Here is a 17,931-nt window from a genome sequence, read left to right on the forward strand (position 1 = left end):
AGCCGCTCCTGAACCAGGAGCGGCTTTTTTTATGGTTGGCAGAGAGCTATTTCACCACTATTTTCTCCAGTTGAAGCGCCGCCGACTTCTTGCTCGGCCGGCTCACGCCGATGATGGTTTTTTCGCCCAGCCAAGTGGTGAAATCCTTCACGTAGGCCAGCTGCTGGTCGTCGGCCACATTCAGCTTGAGGCGTTCGGGCGGGCCCACTACGCCGGTTTGGGTGTTTACGCGGCGCAGGTAGAGGTCCGATTTCTTGTTCAGGTTTTCCAGGGTCAGCAGCTGCAGCGTGTTACCGAACACGGCAGCGCGGAAGCCAATGCCCGTGTAAGCGTCCACGGCCGGGGCTACCTGGTCTTTGGCCACGATGCTGTGCCAGGTGGGCGCGCCAAACTCGTTGTAGCCAAACATGTGCAGCTCGCGGGCGTGCACCGGGGCTTCGCTGCCGCCTTCCTCAAAATGCTTTTCGGCAATGACTACCAGTTGCTTGTCGGCGCTCAGCAGCAGGTCGGTTAGGTACACGTCGTCGAGGCGCTTCACGTCGAGGCCGCTGGCTTTGCTTACTTCGGCCAGGTAGGCGGGTGTGAAGCGGAACTCCGGCGAAAATTTCATGTCGCCACTGCCGCTGAAGTCGTACTTCACCACTTTCAGGCTGTAGTATTCGCCTGTAGCGTAGTCGGCGCACAAGGCGGCCGCGTACAGGCTGCCATCGCCCAGCACCGTGAATTTGGTGTCGCGCACGGTCACGGTGCGCCCGCCAAACACGCCGCCCACGGGCACGCCCAGCACCTTCACTTCGGAGGCCGGGCCAGCCAGGTAGCGGCGCACGGTCAGCTTTTTCATGCCGTCGCTCACCAGCGTTACGTACTGGGTGCCGTCGTTGGCCACGTGCACGGCGGGGGAGAAGAAGTCGCCTAAGTCGCGGAAATCGTAGGTTTTGTCTTCCAGCTTCAGCAGGTCCTGGTCAAACAGCGTGGCCGCAATGCTCTTCACCTGCTGGCCGTAGGTGAGGTAGCGGAAGGCCAGCAGCCGGCTGCCGTTGGGCGAGATGGAGACGCCGGGGCGCCGGTCGCGGGGCGACACGCTCATCACCACTTTGGCGGGGCTGCGCTGGCCGTTTTGCAGGTTCACGGCCACCACGGCCAGGTTCTGGCCGGCGTCGTCCTTGTGGTGCAGCACCACCAGCGCCTGTTTCGAGCCGCGCCCAAAGGCTTCGAGGGTTTCGCCGGGCGTAATGGGGATGGTGGTGCTCCACTGCTTTTTCAGGTCGGCGTCGTAGCGCTCCACGGAGTAGCCGCCGGCGCTCTGGTGAGCCAGAATGACGAAGCCGGAGCCGTCGGCCAAGGGCAGCGTTTTGGTGGGCACGCGCATGTCGTAGCGGTCGGACCCCTGCTCGGGCAGGTAGCTGAACGGGGCCGACTTCACCTTCTGCGCTGCGGCATCATTATTGGTAACGCCCCAGCCCAGCGCGCCCAGCAGCCAGGCCCGACGCAGAATATATTTCAAGTGCGATTGCATCATAGGAAAAGAAATGTGGCCCATCAGGGCTTCCAAAAGTAGCCATTTCGGCGTTTGCGACCAGGTTTTTATTGGCCGAAGCCCTAATCTTGACCCCATCGAAAAAAAATGTTCGCCAAAGCATAACCTGTTCGCAACGCCTTCGTATTGGGAACCCGTTTCCTTTGTGTAAGCAAATTTCCTCGGCGAAATTTCTGCCTCACGGACCCGCCTACCCACGTTTCACGCTTACTTTTCAGCTCCGCTCAACAAGACATTCCGACGAAGTACTTGACTGAATCCAAGTTGCGTCGTACTTTTGGCCTCGCTGTTATATATAGTTATTATGAAATCTCTGCTTAAGTTTTCCCTCTTATCAGCCCTCATTGTAGGGGGCAAGTTTGCTAAAAACACTACTCCCGTCACTGCCGCCCAACCTGTTACCGCTCAAACCCGTCCCGATACTTCTTCGGTAGTACTGGTGCACCAAGTGCTCACTTCTGAGCCCGTGAAGCCCACGCGAGAGCAGCGACCGCAGCAAAGCGGCAGCGGTTTTATTACCGAAATGTTCTAGCCGAACACTTTCATCGACTTTCTCAGAAGTCGTTTTTTTTTGCCCGCTGGCCAAGCACAACTGTGATTTAGCTAGCTGATGCGGCTCCAGTTCACTGCCGTCGCGGGTAAGCTCTCGATGTGGCGCCGAATGTTGAGGTTGTCGGGATGCACCAGGTTGGGGTCTTCGGCTAGCAGGGCCTGGGCCGCCGCCCGGCTTTCGCTCAGGATGCGGCCGTCTTTGGAAAGGTCGGCAATGAGCAAGTCGAGCACGCCGCTCTGCTGGGTGCCCATCAGGTCGCCCGGTCCGCGCAGCTTGAGGTCGATGTCGGCAATTTCGAAGCCGTTGTTGGTCCGCACCATCGTTTCGAGGCGGGTGCGGGCGTCCTTGCTTAGCTTGAAGCCCGTCATCAGAATGCAGTAGCTCTGGTCGGCGCCCCGGCCCACGCGTCCGCGCAGCTGGTGCAGTTGCGAAAGGCCAAACCGCTCCGCGCTTTCTATCACCATCACCGAGGCATTGGGCACGTTCACGCCCACCTCGATAACGGTGGTGGCCACCATAATCTGGGTTTCGCGCTTGATGAAGCGCTGCATCTCGAAGTCCTTTTCCTCGGCTTTCATGCGCCCGTGCACAATGCTGATTTGAAACTCCGGGAAGGCCCGCGCTACGCTCTCGTAGCCATCAGTCAGGTCCTTATAGTCCATCGTTTCCGACTCTTCAATCAGCGGGTACACGATGTATATCTGGCGGCCCAGCTTCACCTGGTCGCGGATGAACTCAAACACCTTCAGTCGGTTGGCGTCGTAGCGGTGCACCGTCACGATGGGCTTGCGGCCGGCCGGCAACTCGTCAATCACGCTCACGTCGAGGTCGCCGTACAGCGTCATGGCCAGCGTGCGCGGAATGGGCGTGGCCGTCATCACCAGCACGTGCGGGATGACGTGCGGGTTTTTCTGCCACAGCTTGGAGCGCTGGGCCACGCCAAAGCGGTGCTGCTCGTCCATGATGGTCAGCCCCAGGTTCTTAAACTGCACCACGTCTTCGAGCAGGGCATGGGTGCCCACCAGCATGTGCATGGTGCCGTTGCGCAGCTCCTCGTGCAGCACGCGGCGCTCGCGGGTGGGCGTGCTGCCCGTCAACTTGCCCAGTTTGATGCCCAGCGCATCGGCATACACTTTCAGGCCCACGTAATGCTGGTCGGCCAGAATTTCGGTGGGGGCCATCATGCAGCTTTGGGCACCGTTGTCGGCCGCCATCAGCATGGCGATGAAGGCCACGATGGTTTTGCCCGAGCCCACGTCGCCTTGCAGCAAGCGGTTCATCTGCTGGCCGGCGCAGAAGTCCTTGTAGATGTCGTGAATAACCCGCTTCTGCGCGCCGGTGAGGTCGAAAGTGAGGTGGTTTTTGTAGAAATCCACCAGCGTCGGCACTTGGTTAAAAATCTGCCCGGCCAGCGTCACCTTGCGTTGGTCGCGCTGCCGCAGCAGCTTCAGCTGCACGTAGAACAGCTCTTCAAATTTCAGCCGGAACTTAGCCGCCGCCAGTAGCTCGGGGCTTTGCGGGAAGTGAATTTGCTGCAATGCCTGCGCCTTGGGCATCAGCCCGTACTGCTGCACCAGCGCCGGAGACAGCGACTCCGTAATGTGCGACTGGGCCAGCTTCAGTAGCTCGGCCACCATGCGCATGATGGCCTTGCTGTCGACGCGGTGGTAGTTTTTGAGCTTCTCCGATGTATTATACACTGGCTGCAGAAAGCTCTGGCCCGGTTTGTTCTCGCTCACTTCTTCCAGCTCCGGGTGCGCCATCTGGGGGCGGCCGTTGAACATGGTCGGCTTGCCAAAAACGATGTACTCCTGGTTGTTTTTGGTGTATTGCTGCACCCACTTCACGCCCTTGAACCACACCACTTCCAGTTCGCCGGTGCCGTCGCCCACCTTGGCCACCAGCCGTTGTTTGGGCCCTTCGCCAATCAGCTCCTTGCCGCGCAGCATGCCCTTCACCTGCACGTAAGGCAGGTCGTCGTGCAAATCGGCAATGGCGTACACCTGCGTGCGGTCCAGGTACCGGAAGGGGTAGCGCTGAATTAGGTCGCCGTAGGTGAAGAGGCCCAGCTCTTTGCCCAGCAGCTGCGCCCGCTGGGTGCTGCCCACCGACCGTAAGAACTCCAGCCGGGTATTGAAGAAGTTACTCATTCTTCGCTCTTCTACTTATACTTCAGCGTGTTGAGCATCCGCACCATGTCCGTCTTCACGTACTCAATCACCGGCGCCAGCGAGTCGTTCGCCGTCGCCGTTTTAAAGTACAGCGCGCCGCGCAGGAAATGGTGTGTGCTGTCGGTGGTGTAAAACTGGAACTGGCTCGGCACTTCGCCCTGCAATTCAAACACCGAAGCGCGCATGCCGCTCGGCGTTTTCAAAATCCGCTCATCAATGGCCGTGGCCTTGATTTCGTGCTTGCCCGTGAGCTTGCGGGCGTCCTCCATCATCTTATTATAAAGGCGCCGGTCGCGCTGCACGTCCATGTAGGTAATCTGCACGTTGGCGTGGAGCTTGGGGTAATACACGTTCAGCCAGTGCGGCTGCGCCATATAAGAGGAGTCGCGCTTAATCACAGCCTCTTTCGAATACTCAAAGGAGTACGGATGGTTGCCCGGCAGCACCTGGTAGCGGTGCGGCGGCAGGTCGATGCGGTTGTAGCCCTTGGGCTTGGGCGTGAAGTCCGGCGCCGACGAACAAGCCGCCAGCAGCGCCAGCGCCACCAGGCCCGGAAGTTTTTTCAGGTTCGACACCACGTAGAATAGGTTGATGAACGGCCGCGCCCAACCCCGGTGCGCGCCTCAAGCTTCAAAGGTAACCGGTGGCTTGTGCCGAAGGCAACGAAAAAAGCCCCGAGCGAGTGCCGGGGCTTTTCTTAAAAATCACAACGCCACTGATTAGAAAGGCAGTTGGTCCAACTCCGGCTCCTGCCGGAAGGTCTGCGGCGTCTCGGCAGCGCCGCTGGCTTCCTCGGCAGCACCATTGCTGCCTTGGGGCCGGCCGCCCAGCATCGAAATCTCGTCGGCGATGATTTCGGTGATGTAGCGCGTTTGCTGGTCCTTGTCCTGATACTGGCGAGTGCGCAGCTTGCCTTCGATGTACACTTGCTGGCCTTTTTTGAGGAACTTATCCGCCATGTCGGCCAAGCCGCGCCACGCCGAGATGTTGTGCCACTCGGTGCGCTCCACGCGGGTGCCTTGCTTGTCCTTGTAATACTCGTTGGTAGCGAGGGTGAAGTGAGCCACGCTCACGCCGCCTTCCAAATGACGCACCTCGGGGTCTTTGCCCAGGTTGCCTACCAAAATCACTTTGTTCACTCCGGCCATATTATTGCACGTTAGGAAATACAGAATCGAAAGGGCCACCCGGCCGTTTCTTGCCTTAAAGATAAGAACTTAAATCTTGTCCTGCTACTATTTTGCTAAAATATTTTGCCGGAAAAGCTAATTGTATTGGGCGTGAGTGTCTAGGCAATAATTCCTTCTCTACATATTTTGGCTGCAGTAGTTGGCGATGAGCTTGGGTTTGGGCAATGCCTCAATCTCAGCGGCGGAGTAAGGCCGCAGGCCCAAATCACGCAGCGTGGTTTCGGGCAGCGGCCGGGTCAGCGCCATTGGATGGAACCGGGCTTCCAGTTTCTGATGGCTGAGCACGTGCCGGTAGGCCGAGGTGGGCTCGGCGGCCTGGCTGGTGTCGAGGTCGGCTCCGAGTGCGTCGAGGTGGCGCACCAGTTCGGTGGCCGGCAAGTCGGGCTCTACCGTTTCGGCCATGGCAAAGTCGTAGAGGCCCTGCCAGATGTCTTTCTCGCGGCGCTCCCGTAGGTAGGTCAGGTCGCCGTGGCGCAACACGAAGTAGTGGAAGTAGCGCGTGCGCGCCGCCTTGGCCTTGCTCTTCACGGGCAGCAACGCCACCTGGCCATGATTGAACGCCCAGCACTGGCTTTGCAGGGGGCAGAACAGGCAGTCGGGCTTGGCCGGGGTACACTGAATGGCCCCGAACTCCATGATGGCCTGGTTGAAGTCGGCGGGTGCCGTGGCCGGTATGTGCTGGTCGGCCACAGCTTGGAACTCCTTGCGCGAGCTGGGGGCCGCAATGTCCGAGTGCAGCCCAAAAATGCGCGCCAGCACCCGGTACACGTTGCCATCGAGCACGGCCACGGCCTCATCGAAAGCAAAAGAGGCAATGGCCGCGGCCGTGTAGGGTCCCACGCCGCGCAGCTTGATGAGCTCGGCATACGTGTCCGGAAACTTGCCGCCGTGCTCGGCCACCACTTGCTGGGCCGTGCGGTGCATGTTGCGGGCCCGGGAATAGTAGCCTAGGCCCTGCCAGTAGCGCAGCACTTCGGCCTCAGGCGCGGCGGCCATGTCCTGCACGGTAGGGTAGGCAGCCAAGAAGGTTTCGTAGTAGGGGAGGCCCTGAGCCACACGCGTTTGCTGCAGTATTACCTCAGATAGCCATATAGCGTAGGGGTCGCGGGTGTGGCGCCAGGGCAGGTCGCGGTGGTGCCGCGGATACCAGGCCAAAAGGGCTGACGCCAGGAAGGAAGGGCGCGAGGGAAGTTTCGTCAAAATTTTGAAAGAGAATAAATTGGACCCAGCCTTTGTTTCGGAGGGTAGATTGGTAAAACAAAAAAATGGGGTTACCTTTGTGGCCCCAATTCAAGGGCGAACCGCCTACCAGGCAAAGGCTTACGCTGGAATTCGGGATTTTCTTGCCTAAAAACGTAATTTTTTCAACCACCTAAGTACCATACCAACGTGACTAAAGCTGAGGTAATCGCCGAAATCTCCACCAAGACCGGCATCGAGAAAGCAGATGTATTGATGACTGTTGAGGCTTTCTTCAAAGTCGTGAAAGATTCCATGACGGAAGGCAACAACATCTATGTGCGCGGCTTCGGCTCGTTCGTTAACAAGAAGCGCGCCCGGAAAGTGGCCCGCAACATCTCGAAAAATACGTCGCTCATCATCGAGGAGCACTACATCCCGAGCTTCAAGCCGTCGAAGACCTTCGTGGCCAAAATCAAAAACAGCAAGAAGGTAAAAGCCACCGCGGCCAAAGCCTAGTTTTTAACGGTAGCAAGCGCGAAATAGGGAGTAGCCTCTAACTACTCATCCTTTCGCACTTATTCCTGAAATGATTGCCGGCCGCGCCGCCGGTGTCTTTCCCGCAAGGGAAAGCCCCGGCGGCCGGCTTTTTTCAGCCTATGGCCACTACCCGTTCAGCTTCCCATCAATTGGTTGTCCTCGCTGCCGCACTCGTGCTGGTAGGAGGACTTTTTGCGTTGCCCAAGGGCATCGTGAAGCCCAAGGAAAGCCGTTCGGAATTGAGCAAGGACGCCGCCGCAACGGCCACCCGCGACGGCGGCGGACCCAACACCAACGGCTCCAAAACCGAAGCTTCCTCGGGGCCGGTGCCGGCCACGGCGACGGATAACGGCGGGGCCCATTCCGACGATGACGGCCACAACCACAGCGCCTCGGCCGATGCCGCGGCGCCGCACACCACGGCCACGGCCGCTCAGCGTCAGGAAATCAGCCGTCTGCTGAAGGAATACCAGGCCGCCACGCCCGCTACCAAAGCGGCGGTGGCCACCACCCTGGCCCGCCGCTACAACGGCGTGGAACGGTTCGACAGCGCCGGCTACTACCTGGAGCAAGTGGCCCTGGCCAAGCCCACCGCTGCCAACTGGCAGCAGGCGGCCGATGCCTACTTCCAAGCGTTTAGCTTTGCGGCTTCCGACGAGCGGGTGAAACTGCTCGGTGGTAAAGCCCGGGAACTGTACGCCAAGGTGCTGAAGGAGCAACCCGGTAACCTCGACGCCAAAACCAACCTCGGCATGGCCTACATGGCCTCCGAAAACCCCGTGCAAGGCATTTCGCTCCTGCGCGAAGTGCTGGAAGCCGACCCGCGCAACGAGAAAGCCCTCTACAACATGGGCATCTTGGCGGTGCAAAGCAACCAGTACGACAAAGCCGTGCAGCGTTTCAAGGATTTGGTGAAAGTCAATCCGAAAAACGTGAACGGACAGTTTTACCTCGGCGTAACTTTGGCCCGCACCGGCGCCAAGGAGGAAGCCAAACAAGCGTTTCTGGCCGCCAAGGGCCTGAGCAACGACCCCGCTCTGGCCGCTTCGGTTGACGAAGAAATTGCAAAGCTGAAATAGACACGACACAAACAATCACCAACTTAACCCCCAAGCATCATGCCCTGCGGTAAAAAAAGAAAGCGTCATAAGATTGCCACCCACAAGCGCAAGAAGCGCCTGCGCAAGAACCGCCACAAGAAGAAGTAAGCCTCACGGGGCGTAGCGACGGCCGGCAGTTTTCCTAACGGGAAGGGAGCCAGCCGTCTATCTCTCACGTAGCCTCCTGGGTGTGGCCGCGCTGGGCGCTTTTCCCGTGGCTCGCGAGGGAAGCCAGAACTTATGGTTCTGGCTTCCCTTTGCCGGTTTCGGGGTAGTGCTAAGACAGCTGCTAATGAGGTTACTTTAACATAATCAAGGCTTTGAGTAATGAATTAGTCATTAATTCTACTCAGGAAGGCGAGCGAATTGCGTTGTTGCAAGACAAGCGGTTGATTGAATACCATTTCGACCGCAACGACACCAATTACTCAGTAGGCGACATCTTCCTGGGCACCGTGAAAAAGGTGATGCCCGGCCTGAACGCGGCTTTTGTGGACATTGGCTACGAAAAAGACGCGTTTCTGCACTACGGCGACCTCGGGGAACAATACAACTCCTTCACGAAGTGGGCCCGGACGGTTCAAAGCGGCCGCGCCGCCACCGCCGGACTAGAAAAATTTACGTTTGAGCCCCCGCTCGACAAAGTGGGCAAGGCCGAAAACGTGTTCAAGAAAGGGCAGCAGATTGTTGTCCAGATTATCAAAGAGCCCATCTCAACGAAGGGCCCTCGCGTGAGCACCGACATTTCGATGGCGGGCCGTTACCTCGTGCTGATGCCGTTTTCGAACACCATCAGCGTGAGCAAGAAGATAGTGAGCAAAGCCGAGCGTGACCGGCTCAAGCGGCTCATTGCCAGTATCAAGCCCGAAAACTTTGGTGTCATCATTCGCACCGTGGCGGAGGGGCGCGAAGTGGCCGAGCTGGACAAGGACATGCAGGACATGGTGGCCAAATGGGAGCAGCTGCATGCCACGCTGCGCACCGCCAAGCCCAACGACAAGGTGCTGGGCGAACTCGGCCGCACGTCGTCGATGCTCCGCGACATGCTGAACGAGTCGTTCGACAGCATCATGGTCGACGCGCCGGCCATGTACGAGGAGATGCGTGACTATCTCCAGAAAATTGCGCCCGACAAGCTCGGCTTGCTGAAACTGCACAACTCGAAAATCAAGATTTTCGAGCAAACCGGCATCGAGAAGCAGCTGAAGACGCTGTTTGGCAAGACCGTGACCGTGCCCGGCGGCGGCTACCTCGTCATCGAGCACACCGAAGCGCTGCACGTCATCGACGTGAACTCGGGCAGCAAGAGCAACCAGGAAAACGACCAGGAAGCGACGGCTCTCATGATTAACATGCTGGCGGCTAGGGAAGTGGCCCGGCAGCTGCGCCTGCGCGACATGGGCGGCATCATCGTGGTCGACTTCATCGACATGCGCTCGGCCGAAAGCCGCAAGAAGGTGGAAGACGCCGTGCGCGACGTGATGAAGCACGACAAGGCCAAGTTCACGGTGCTGCCCATCACCAAGTTTGGTCTGCTGCAAATCACCCGCCAGCGGGTGCGGCCGGCCGAGAACATCGTGACCGGCGAGGTGTGCCCCACCTGTGGCGGTACGGGCAAGATTTCGGCCTCCATCCAAGTGACGGACGACATCGACAACAGCATCGACGACCTGCTGGTGAACCAGAACCAGTCGGGCCTCACGCTGTCGGTGCACCCGTTCCTGCACGCGTACTACACCAAAGGACTGGTTTCGCGCCAGATGAAGTGGTACCTCAAGTACTACAAGTGGGTGAAAGTAGTGAAAGACAGCAGCCTGGGCCTCACCGACTACCGCATCGAAGACGAGCGGGGCGAGGAAATCCAGTTGCGCTCGTCGGCCGCCGCCATGAGCCGCTTGCAGGACCGCGAAGTAGAAATCGAGGACTGAGAATAGGGCAATCAGATGCCAACAAAAAGCCCCGGCTTCGAGCGAAGCCGGGGCTTTTTGTGTCTTAAAGTTGTGGAAGCGGATGCTTAGAACTTGATCCCCAAATCCAGCGCGACGCTGCTGTTTTTGATGGTCACGTCCTTGAAGCCGCGCTTGCTTTCGAAGTAATGGTCGATGTCGACCAGGCCGCGGTGGTAGCTGAGGCCGGCAAACAGCTTGGTGCTTTTGCCCATTTGGTACTCTACGCCGGCGCCCACCAGCGCATCGGCATCGATGAAATACACGTAGTCGCCGGCTTTCACTTCGGTGCCGGTGCCGGGGTCGGTGTAGAACTTGCTGCCGTTGATGCGGGTGCCGATGGGCACGTTGAGGGAGCCGCCGACCTGGAAGTAGAGGCGGGTGGCCGACGCAATTTCATTCGTGAAGAGCTTCACCGTGACGGGTAGTTCGAGGTACTGAATGCCAATTTTGGGTTTCACCACCACCGGCGTATTCGAGCCGTTGTTGATGTCGTTGTAGGTAATGGTGCCCCCTTTGCCGGTGAGCAGCAGGCCGGTGCTGAAGGCGTAGTTTTCGCCGAAGAAGTAGTCGACTACCAAGCCGCCACCGAAACCCAGCTGACTGCCGTCGCTTTTGAAGGCATTGGCGGAAGTAGATTCAGCGCGCAGGCTGGTGATGGACGGCGACACTTTAAGGCCAATTTCGACCTGGGCCGAAGCCGTGCCAATGGTTGCCGCGAAGGCCAGGGCGGCGAGCAATATTTTTTTCATGCGTACAGATAGGGCTACTGCGGATGGAAACTACCGACTGCCGGCAGGTTTTGGCTAATTTTACTTCAAAGTAACGAGCGTGAACACGAATAATTTCGCCTGGCGGCGCTGGCTGCCCCTGTTTTTAGTTGGAGCCTTTGGCCTTGCGGCCTGCAACGGGGGGCCGGCCGAAGGCTGCCGCGCCGACGCGGCGGCCGACGCGCCCACGGTGCCCGTGAAGGTGCAGCGCTTGGAGCAGCCGTTTTTCGCCATCAAAACGCCGGCCGATGCCGAGCAGTTTTTGAACGCCCACCCGGCTTTTGCGCGGTACTACCTGCAGCGCCAGCCGGCCAACGAAAAGCAGCTGGCCAACGGCCTGACGCAGCTGGCCACCAACGCCGCCCTGCAGCAACTGGGACGCGAAACCGCAGCCGCTTTCCCTGACAGCGCGGCCCTGCGGCACGACTTGGGCGAGATGTTTCGGCGGGTGCATCATTACTTCCCCGATTTCCGGGTGCCGCCCACCACTACCTACGTGAGCGGCTTTCTGGCCAAGGACATTTACGTGAACGACAGCCTGCTGGTAATGAGCCTGGACTGGTTTGTGGGACCCAAGGCCAGCAAGCGCCCCGACCTGCCGCAGTACATGCTGCGCCGCTACACGCCCGCCGGCCTCATGCCGCTGCTGGCCCAGGACGTGTCGAGCAAGTACAACCGCCACGAACTCACGGCCAATACCATGCTCGACGCCATGGTGCACGCCGGCAAGTCGCTCTACTTCGCCAGCCAGATGCTGCCCTGTACGCCCGACTCGCTGCTGATGGGCTACACGCGGCGCGAAATGATAGGGCTGGAGGCCAACGAGCCGCGCGTGTGGGGCCATTTTCTGGAAAAGAACCTGCTGTACTCGACCACGCCTTTCCTGCTGCAGAAGTACGTGGGCGAACGGCCCAACGTGCCCGAAATCGACAAAACCTGCCCCGGTCGCGTGGGGCAGTGGGTGGGCCTGCAAATCATCCGCAAGTATGTGTCGCTGCACCCCGACGTGACCCTGGGCCGCCTCATGGCCGAAAAAAACGCCCAGCGCATCCTGAACGAGTCGCACTATCGGCCCATGAACAAGTGAGGTGAGAAATGGTGAGGTGGCGAGTAGGAGAAGTTCGCCCAACTCACTGCCTCACCATTTCACCACCTCATCGCTCATGCACATAGCCGTTTTCAGCCAGTACCACACCAGCCCCGATTGCCCGGCCACCAGTCGGCACTACACGCTGCTGGCGCACATGGCCAAAATGCACCGCGTAACGCTGCTGACCACGCCGGCCTGGCGCAGCCAGCAGCTGACCCACGAATTTCCCTGGGTGCCGCTCGGGGTGGAAATCCGGGAAGCCAACGTGCCCTACGAGAACAAAATGGGGCCCGCCCGGCGGGCCCTGGCCTTTGCGCAGTACGCCGCCTGGGCCGTGCGTGAAGGGCTGAAAATTGACAGGCCCGACGTGATTTGGGGCATCAGCACGCCGCTCACGGCGGCGTGGGCGGCCGCGCAAGTGGCGCGCTGGCGGCGGGTGCCGTGGGTATTTGAGGTGCAGGATTTGTGGCCGTCGTTCCCCATTGCCATGGGGGCGGTGCCCACTGCGCTGGCCCGGCAGCAGCTTTATCGGCTGGAAAAAGCGCTGTACCAAAGCGCCCGCGCCGTGCTGCCGCTCTCGCCCGACATGACGCGCTACGTGACGGACCTGGGCATCGCCCCCAAAAAAGTAACCACCGTGCTCAACGGTACCGACCTGGCGCTGGCGGCCCGGGCCACGCCCGCGGCCGTTGCCCGGCTGCGGCAGGAGCAAGGCCTGACCGGCAAGCAGGTCATTCTCTACGCGGGCACCTTTGGCCGCGCCAACGACATGCCGACGCTGGTAGCTGCTGCCGAGGCGATGGCTGCGGAGGGCCGCGACGTGGTGTGGCTGTTTCTGGGCCACGGGTTTTATGAACCGCTGATTGCGGCGGCGGCGGCGCGTTGGCCGGAACACATCCGGCTGGTGGGCGGGTTGCCGCGGCACGAGGTGTTCGGTTGGTTTGCGCTGGCCGATGTTTCGGTGGTGTCGTTCCTCAACTTGCCGGTACTGGATGCCAACTCCCCGGCCAAGCTCTACGATTCGCTGGCCGTGGGCACGCCGGTCATCGTGACCAACCGGGGCTGGACCAAAAAACTGGTGGAGCGGCACGCCTGCGGCTGGTACGTGCCGGCGGGCGATGCGCTTGCGTTGGCCGCCAAGCTGCGCGAACTGCTGGCCCAGCCCAGCGCGCTGCTCCACGCCGGGGAGCAAGGCCGCCGCTTAGCAATAGAATCGTTCGACCGCATGCAGCTGGCCACAACCGTGCAGCAGGTGCTGGAGCAGGTTGCGGGTTAGCGTTTGTGCTGATCCCAACAGATTTTGTACCGCGTTGTGCTTGAATTTGAACTTTGTGTGCCAAAAAAGTAGCAAATAGCTACATTGTAGTCATTCACTTACTTCTCAACTTATTGTTCTGGAAGAGGCACATAGGCTGCCTCTTTGCCAAAGTGCTTTTCGAAATAGGCGCAACTAGTCGCCAGCGGGCAAACGCTGCACTTGGGCGAGCGCGCCACGCAGATGTAGCGCCCGTGCAAGATGAGCCAGTGGTGCGCCCGGTTAATCAGCTCGACGGGAATGTAGCGCACCAGTGCTTTCTCCACGGCCAGGGGCGTGGTAGCCGTTTTGGGCACCAAGCCGATGCGGTGCGACAGCCGAAACACGTGTGTATCGACCGCCATGGCGGGCTGGTTGTAGATGACGGACGCCACCACGTTGGCCGTTTTGCGGCCCACCCCGGGCAGGCGCTGCAACTCGTCAATCTGGCTGGGCACTTCGCCGCCAAAGTCCTCGGTGAGCATGCGGCCCAGGCCGGCCAGGTGCTTGGCCTTGTTGTTGGGGTAGGAAATGCTGCTGATGAACGGAAAGATGTCATCGGCGGAGGCGGCCCCAAGGTGCGCGGCCGTGGGAAACTGCGCCAGCAAGGGCGGCATCACCTGGTTCACGCGCTTGTCGGTGCACTGGGCGCTGAGCACCACCGCCACAATCAGCTCATACGGGTTGCCGTACACCAGCTCGGTTTTGGGCTCCGGAAAGTTGGTGGTGAAGTAGTCGAGGAAGTACTGAAAACGGTCGGCGCGGCGCATGAGCAAGGCAAGAATACACAAAGAAAAACGGTCATGCTGAGCGCAGCCGAAGCATCTCTACCGCAATACTATTCCTTTTGCTTGGAATTAGTGCTGCGGTAAAGATGCTTCGGCTGCGCTCAGCATGACCGGGCATAGGGCGTCAACTACTGGTGTTTTCGGCTCCAGCGCAGGGGCTGCAGCGGCTGCCACAAAAAGTTGAACGGACTTAGGATTTGGCTAAAAAAGTGCGCGAGTAGCGCAATATGGCCTCGGAGGTGTGGGCCCGCGGCTCGCGGCGAACGCCGTCGAGTGCCCGCTGGGCCAAAAGGAGGTCGGCGCACGTGGCTGCCAGTTCCGGGTCGTGCTGCAACGCCTCCTCTACCTCGCGCTGCCTTTCAGGAGGCAATTCGTTGTACACATACTGGAGCAGTGTCGAATGGGGTAAGGTTTGAATCATAATCGTGCAGGGAATGTGCGGTCATTTTCTTCCGCAGGTTTATCAGCGCGTAGCGCATGCGGCCCAGGGCCGTGTTGATGCTCACACCGGTCGCGTCGGCAATCTCCTGGAAGCTCATGTCGCCGTAATGGCGCATCAGCAGCACCTCCTTTTGGGCGGCGGGCAGCTCCTGGATTAACGCCCGCAGGCGGGTGTGGGTTTCCTCGCGGGCCAGGATATCGTCCGGGCCGTCGTCGGCGAGGGTGAGGGTGTTGGTCAGCCGGTCGTTGTCGCTGAGGCTGACGTGGGGCGTCCGCTTGCCGCGGCGGAACGAGTCGATGGCCAAATTGTGAGCAATGCGGCAAATCCAGGGGGCAAACTTGCCCTCTTCGTTGTAGCGGCCCCCTTTCAAGGTGTGAATGGCCTTGATGAACGTATCCTGCAACAGGTCCTCGGCCACGTCCTCGTCGCGCACGATGAGGAGGATGGTCGTGAACACACGACTGCGGTGCCGCTCCAGCAGGATAGCGAAGGCGGATTCCTGGCCAGCCAGGTAGAGCGAGATGAGCGCGGAGTCGCTCGGTTGCAAGAGGTCCATAAAGGGCTACGGAATAAGGGAACGTAGAGCTTTAGGCCATAGTATGCAGTTACCGAGAAAAAAATTTGGGAGCGACCGGGAGTCAGGTTTTTTACCCGCTAGAATCGTTCCAAATGTAGAGCGACGAAAACCACATGCGCAAGAGTCGAAAAAGAAAAAAAGCCAAAATTCTGTAAGAAAAACGAAGCAACCTTCCGCAAAACTTCATCTACGCGTTGCTGGCGCAGAATTGTGGAATAAAAAATCTGAAAAAAGTTTCAAAAAATAAGTATTTATTCGCCAAAGCCTTTGGTTACTGCGCTAACCACTGATAAGCAGCGGCTTCCTCCGTGAATAAGGCGGTGAGGTAGCCGTGGTGGGGGCGCGTGGTGGCGCTGATGGCCGCCACGGAGCTGGCCGACTGCTCCTGCAGCGCGCGCAACGGCGACACCAGAAACGCCAAGCGCACTGGCGCTGAGTAGCGGCCCGGAAGCAGCGGGAAAAAGTCGGCGTTCATCCAGTGCGTGAGTTCGGCCGACACCAGCTCGTCGCGGCGGCGCAGGTCGAGCAGCCAGCGCCAGCAGCCCAGTGTGTCGGCGGCTTCCAGAATGGCGAAATAGCCGGCCTGCAGTTCGGGCGCGCTGATTTCGCGCTGCCAGCGGGCCACGATGGCCGGCAGGTCGGGGCGGGGCGTTATTTCCAGGCCAAAGGCGGACATGAACCGGGCAAAACAAGCGGTGCGAGAGAAGCTCCAAGATAGACGAATCCCGCGGCTGGACCTAACCCTGCGGCCCGCCTGGGCCTACCTTTGCCCGCGGCTGCCGTACTGGCCTTTTCGACGTTGCTTATGCTGCCTTCTGCTGATTCTGCCCCGGCTCACGACCCCTACGCGGCCCTGCGCGTGCCCGATTTCCGCCGCCTGGTGTCGACCCGCACCCTGCTCACGGTGGCTACGCGGGTGCAGGGGCTGGTCGTGAGCTGGCAGATTTACCACCTCACCGGCGACCCGCTGGCGCTGGGCCTCATCGGGCTGTCGGAGGCCATTCCCAGCATCGTGGTGTCGCTCTACGCCGGCTACGTGGCCGATACGGTGCGGCGCAAGCGCATTGTGGTGATGGCCTTGGCGGTGCTGGTGCTGTGCGCGGCGGCCCTGGCGGCCCTGGCTAGCCCCTACGGCATCGGGCTGCTGGCAAAGGGGGCGCTCTACACGCTGCCACTGTATGCGGTGATTTTTGTGAGCGGACTGGCGCGGGGCTTCATGGGCCCGGCGCTATTCTCGTTCATGCCGCAGCTGCTGCCCGACCGCGCGCTGCTGCCCAACGCCATTACCTGGAACAGCACCACCTACCAGGCCTCGGCAGTGCTGGGGCCGGCACTGGGCGGCTTTCTCATCGAGCCGCTGGGCGTGGCCTGGTCCTACGCCGTGGCGTTGGGGCTGCTGGCGCTGGGCTTGGTGCAGTTTGCGCGCATTGCCGACCGGCCGCTGCCGCCCACGGAAGGCGAGCGCCTGAGTTTGAAAGACAGCGTGCTGAGCGGCCTGCGTTTCATTTTCGGCAACCAGCTGGTGCTGGCGGCGCTGTCGCTGGACATGTTTGCCGTGCTGTTTGGCGGGGCGGTGGCGCTGCTGCCGGTGTTTGCTTCCGATATCCTGAAAGTGGGCGCGCGCGGCTTCGGGCAGTTGGAAGCGGCTCCTGCCATTGGCTCGGTGCTGATGGCCATTTTTCTCACGTATTACCCCCTGAAGCGCAAGGCCGGCCTGAAGCTGCTGTGGGCAGTGGCGGGCTTTGGGCTGGCCACCATTGTCTTCGCACTCTCGCGCAACTTCTTCCTGTCGTTGTTTCTGTTGTTCCTCACGGGCGTGTTCGATTCGGTTTCCGTGATTGTGCGCTCCACGCTTATTCACGTTTACACGCCCGAGTACATGAAGGGCCGGGTGTCGGCGGTGAACAACATTTTCATTGGTTCCAGCAACGAGATTGGCGCGTTTGAGAGCGGCACGGCGGCCCGGCTGCTGGGCACGGTGCGCTCGGTGGTGTTTGGTGGGCTGATGACGCTGCTGGTGGTGGCCATCACCACCTGGAAGGCCGACAAGCTGCGCAAGCTGGAATCGGGCACGAAGTAGGTGCGGGGGCTGGCTGCCGTGGCGCTACCCGTTCTGCAGCAGCGCGGCGTATTGCTCGGGCGTGTCTACATCAAGCAAGCCCGCCGGAAACGCAATGCGCTCCACGGCGGGCCCGTAGCTGGCAATGAGGCGGCCGGCGCCGGCCTGGCCACGCAGCTCCATAAGCTGAGAAAACAAGGCCCGGTCGAACACGGCGGGCACGCCCAGCGCGTCGCCGTAGGCCGCCGCCGCAATGGGCGCCTGGGCTTGGCGCTGCCGCTGCACCAGCTCCCGCAGCAGCTCCGGCGTCAGGTGGGGCTGGTCGCTGAGCATGATGAGCACCGCCGCCGGCTCGGCTGGCTGAGCTGCTGCCAGGCCCGCGCGGATGGAGGACGCCATGCCGGTTTCCCAATCGGGGTTGTGCACCACCTGCACGGGCAGGCCCGCTACCTCGGCGGCCAACGCCTCGCGCACGGCGCCCGTCACCAGCACAACAGGCGTGCAGCCGCTGGCTACGGCCGTTTCGGCGGCGTGGCGCAGCAGCGTGCGGCCGCGGTAGGAGAGGAGCTGCTTGGGGCGCCCCATGCGGGTGGAGGCGCCGGCGGCTAATAGTACCAGCGCCACTGCTTCGGCTGCCGCCGAGCCGGTGGCAGCCGAAGCAGTGGCGCTGGCGGTGGACTCAGGGGCAGCCATTG

Annotated in this window: 17 protein-coding genes; 7 read left to right on the forward strand and 10 right to left on the reverse strand. The window is 60.5% G+C overall.

Annotation, left to right across the window (positions count from 1 at the left end; translation table 11 throughout):
- Window positions 1–46: 46 nt before the first annotated feature.
- Window positions 47–1,519, reverse strand: coding sequence for a hypothetical protein (locus tag IC234_RS20290; protein ID WP_190928306.1), 1,473 nt, complete (start codon window positions 1,517–1,519; stop codon window positions 47–49).
- A 322-nt stretch (window positions 1,520–1,841) separates the two neighbouring features.
- On the opposite strand from IC234_RS20290, the gene IC234_RS20295 reads away from it, so the two are divergent.
- Window positions 1,842–2,069 (forward strand): hypothetical protein, encoded by a 228-nt coding sequence (locus tag IC234_RS20295; RefSeq protein ID WP_190928308.1) that lies wholly within the window; start codon window positions 1,842–1,844, stop codon window positions 2,067–2,069.
- A 71-nt stretch (window positions 2,070–2,140) separates the two neighbouring features.
- On the opposite strand, the gene recG is transcribed toward IC234_RS20295, so the two are convergent.
- The 4 genes from recG to mutY form a co-directional block, all read right to left on the reverse strand.
- Window positions 2,141–4,240: an ATP-dependent DNA helicase RecG gene (recG, locus tag IC234_RS20300; protein WP_190928310.1), complete on the reverse strand. Its 2,100-nt coding sequence runs from the start codon at window positions 4,238–4,240 to the stop codon at window positions 2,141–2,143.
- An 11-nt stretch (window positions 4,241–4,251) separates the two neighbouring features.
- Window positions 4,252–4,836, reverse strand: coding sequence for a gliding motility lipoprotein GldD (gldD, locus tag IC234_RS20305; protein WP_317173420.1), 585 nt, complete (start codon window positions 4,834–4,836; stop codon window positions 4,252–4,254).
- A 144-nt stretch (window positions 4,837–4,980) separates the two neighbouring features.
- Window positions 4,981–5,409 carry a single-stranded DNA-binding protein gene (locus tag IC234_RS20310; protein WP_190928313.1) on the reverse strand — a complete coding sequence of 143 codons (429 nt, stop codon included), beginning with the start codon at window positions 5,407–5,409 and terminating at the stop codon, window positions 4,981–4,983.
- Between the two features lie 159 nt (window positions 5,410–5,568).
- On the reverse strand, window positions 5,569–6,606 hold the full coding sequence (gene mutY, locus IC234_RS20315; RefSeq protein ID WP_240539786.1) for an A/G-specific adenine glycosylase: 1,038 nt from the start codon (window positions 6,604–6,606) through the stop codon (window positions 5,569–5,571).
- Between the two features lie 234 nt (window positions 6,607–6,840).
- Between mutY and IC234_RS20320 the strand changes: the two genes are divergently transcribed.
- The 3 genes from IC234_RS20320 (at window position 6,841) to IC234_RS20330 (ending at window position 10,198) form a co-directional block, all read left to right on the forward strand.
- Window positions 6,841–7,149 (forward strand): HU family DNA-binding protein, encoded by a 309-nt coding sequence (locus tag IC234_RS20320; protein ID WP_190928317.1) that lies wholly within the window; start codon window positions 6,841–6,843, stop codon window positions 7,147–7,149.
- Window positions 7,150–7,289: 140 nt separating this feature from the next.
- On the forward strand, window positions 7,290–8,249 hold the full coding sequence (locus tag IC234_RS20325; protein ID WP_190928319.1) for a tetratricopeptide repeat protein: 960 nt from the start codon (window positions 7,290–7,292) through the stop codon (window positions 8,247–8,249).
- Between the two features lie 341 nt (window positions 8,250–8,590).
- Window positions 8,591–10,198 (forward strand): Rne/Rng family ribonuclease, encoded by a 1,608-nt coding sequence (locus IC234_RS20330; RefSeq protein WP_190928321.1) that lies wholly within the window; start codon window positions 8,591–8,593, stop codon window positions 10,196–10,198.
- Window positions 10,199–10,284: 86 nt separating this feature from the next.
- Here IC234_RS20330 and IC234_RS20335 read toward each other — a convergent pair whose 3' ends face one another.
- Entirely contained in the window at window positions 10,285–10,968 is a 684-nt protein-coding gene (locus tag IC234_RS20335) for a porin family protein (protein WP_190928324.1), read from the reverse strand.
- A 79-nt stretch (window positions 10,969–11,047) separates the two neighbouring features.
- On the opposite strand from IC234_RS20335, the gene IC234_RS20340 reads away from it, so the two are divergent.
- Window positions 11,048–12,073 carry a gliding motility protein GldB-related protein gene (locus IC234_RS20340; protein ID WP_190928326.1) on the forward strand — a complete coding sequence of 342 codons (1,026 nt, stop codon included), beginning with the start codon at window positions 11,048–11,050 and terminating at the stop codon, window positions 12,071–12,073.
- 76 nt (window positions 12,074–12,149) lie between these two features.
- Window positions 12,150–13,352 carry a glycosyltransferase family 4 protein gene (locus IC234_RS20345; RefSeq protein WP_190928328.1) on the forward strand — a complete coding sequence of 401 codons (1,203 nt, stop codon included), beginning with the start codon at window positions 12,150–12,152 and terminating at the stop codon, window positions 13,350–13,352.
- Between the two features lie 110 nt (window positions 13,353–13,462).
- On the opposite strand, the gene nth is transcribed toward IC234_RS20345, so the two are convergent.
- From nth to IC234_RS20360, 3 genes are all read right to left on the reverse strand, one after another.
- Window positions 13,463–14,140, reverse strand: coding sequence for an endonuclease III (gene nth / locus IC234_RS20350; RefSeq protein WP_190928330.1), 678 nt, complete (start codon window positions 14,138–14,140; stop codon window positions 13,463–13,465).
- A 377-nt stretch (window positions 14,141–14,517) separates the two neighbouring features.
- Window positions 14,518–15,156 carry an RNA polymerase sigma factor gene (locus tag IC234_RS20355; protein WP_190928332.1) on the reverse strand — a complete coding sequence of 213 codons (639 nt, stop codon included), beginning with the start codon at window positions 15,154–15,156 and terminating at the stop codon, window positions 14,518–14,520.
- Window positions 15,157–15,448: 292 nt separating this feature from the next.
- Complete coding sequence (locus IC234_RS20360; protein ID WP_190928334.1) at window positions 15,449–15,853, reverse strand: hypothetical protein; 405 nt, start codon at window positions 15,851–15,853, stop codon at window positions 15,449–15,451.
- A gap of 129 nt (window positions 15,854–15,982) precedes the next feature.
- On the opposite strand from IC234_RS20360, the gene IC234_RS20365 reads away from it, so the two are divergent.
- The gene (locus IC234_RS20365) at window positions 15,983–17,257 is read left to right on the forward strand and encodes an MFS transporter (protein WP_190928336.1); all 1,275 of its coding nucleotides are present in this window, start codon (window positions 15,983–15,985) and stop codon (window positions 17,255–17,257) included.
- A gap of 24 nt (window positions 17,258–17,281) precedes the next feature.
- Here the strand turns inward: IC234_RS20365 and IC234_RS20370 are convergent, their stop codons facing one another.
- Window positions 17,282–17,929, reverse strand: a complete 648-nt coding sequence (locus IC234_RS20370) for a nucleotidyltransferase family protein (RefSeq protein WP_190928339.1) — start codon at window positions 17,927–17,929, stop codon at window positions 17,282–17,284.
- Between the last annotated feature and the right edge of the window lie 2 nt (window positions 17,930–17,931).

Origin of the sequence: Hymenobacter armeniacus, from assembly GCF_014699055.1 — a bacterium.
Lineage (GTDB): Bacteria > Bacteroidota > Bacteroidia > Cytophagales > Hymenobacteraceae > Hymenobacter > Hymenobacter armeniacus.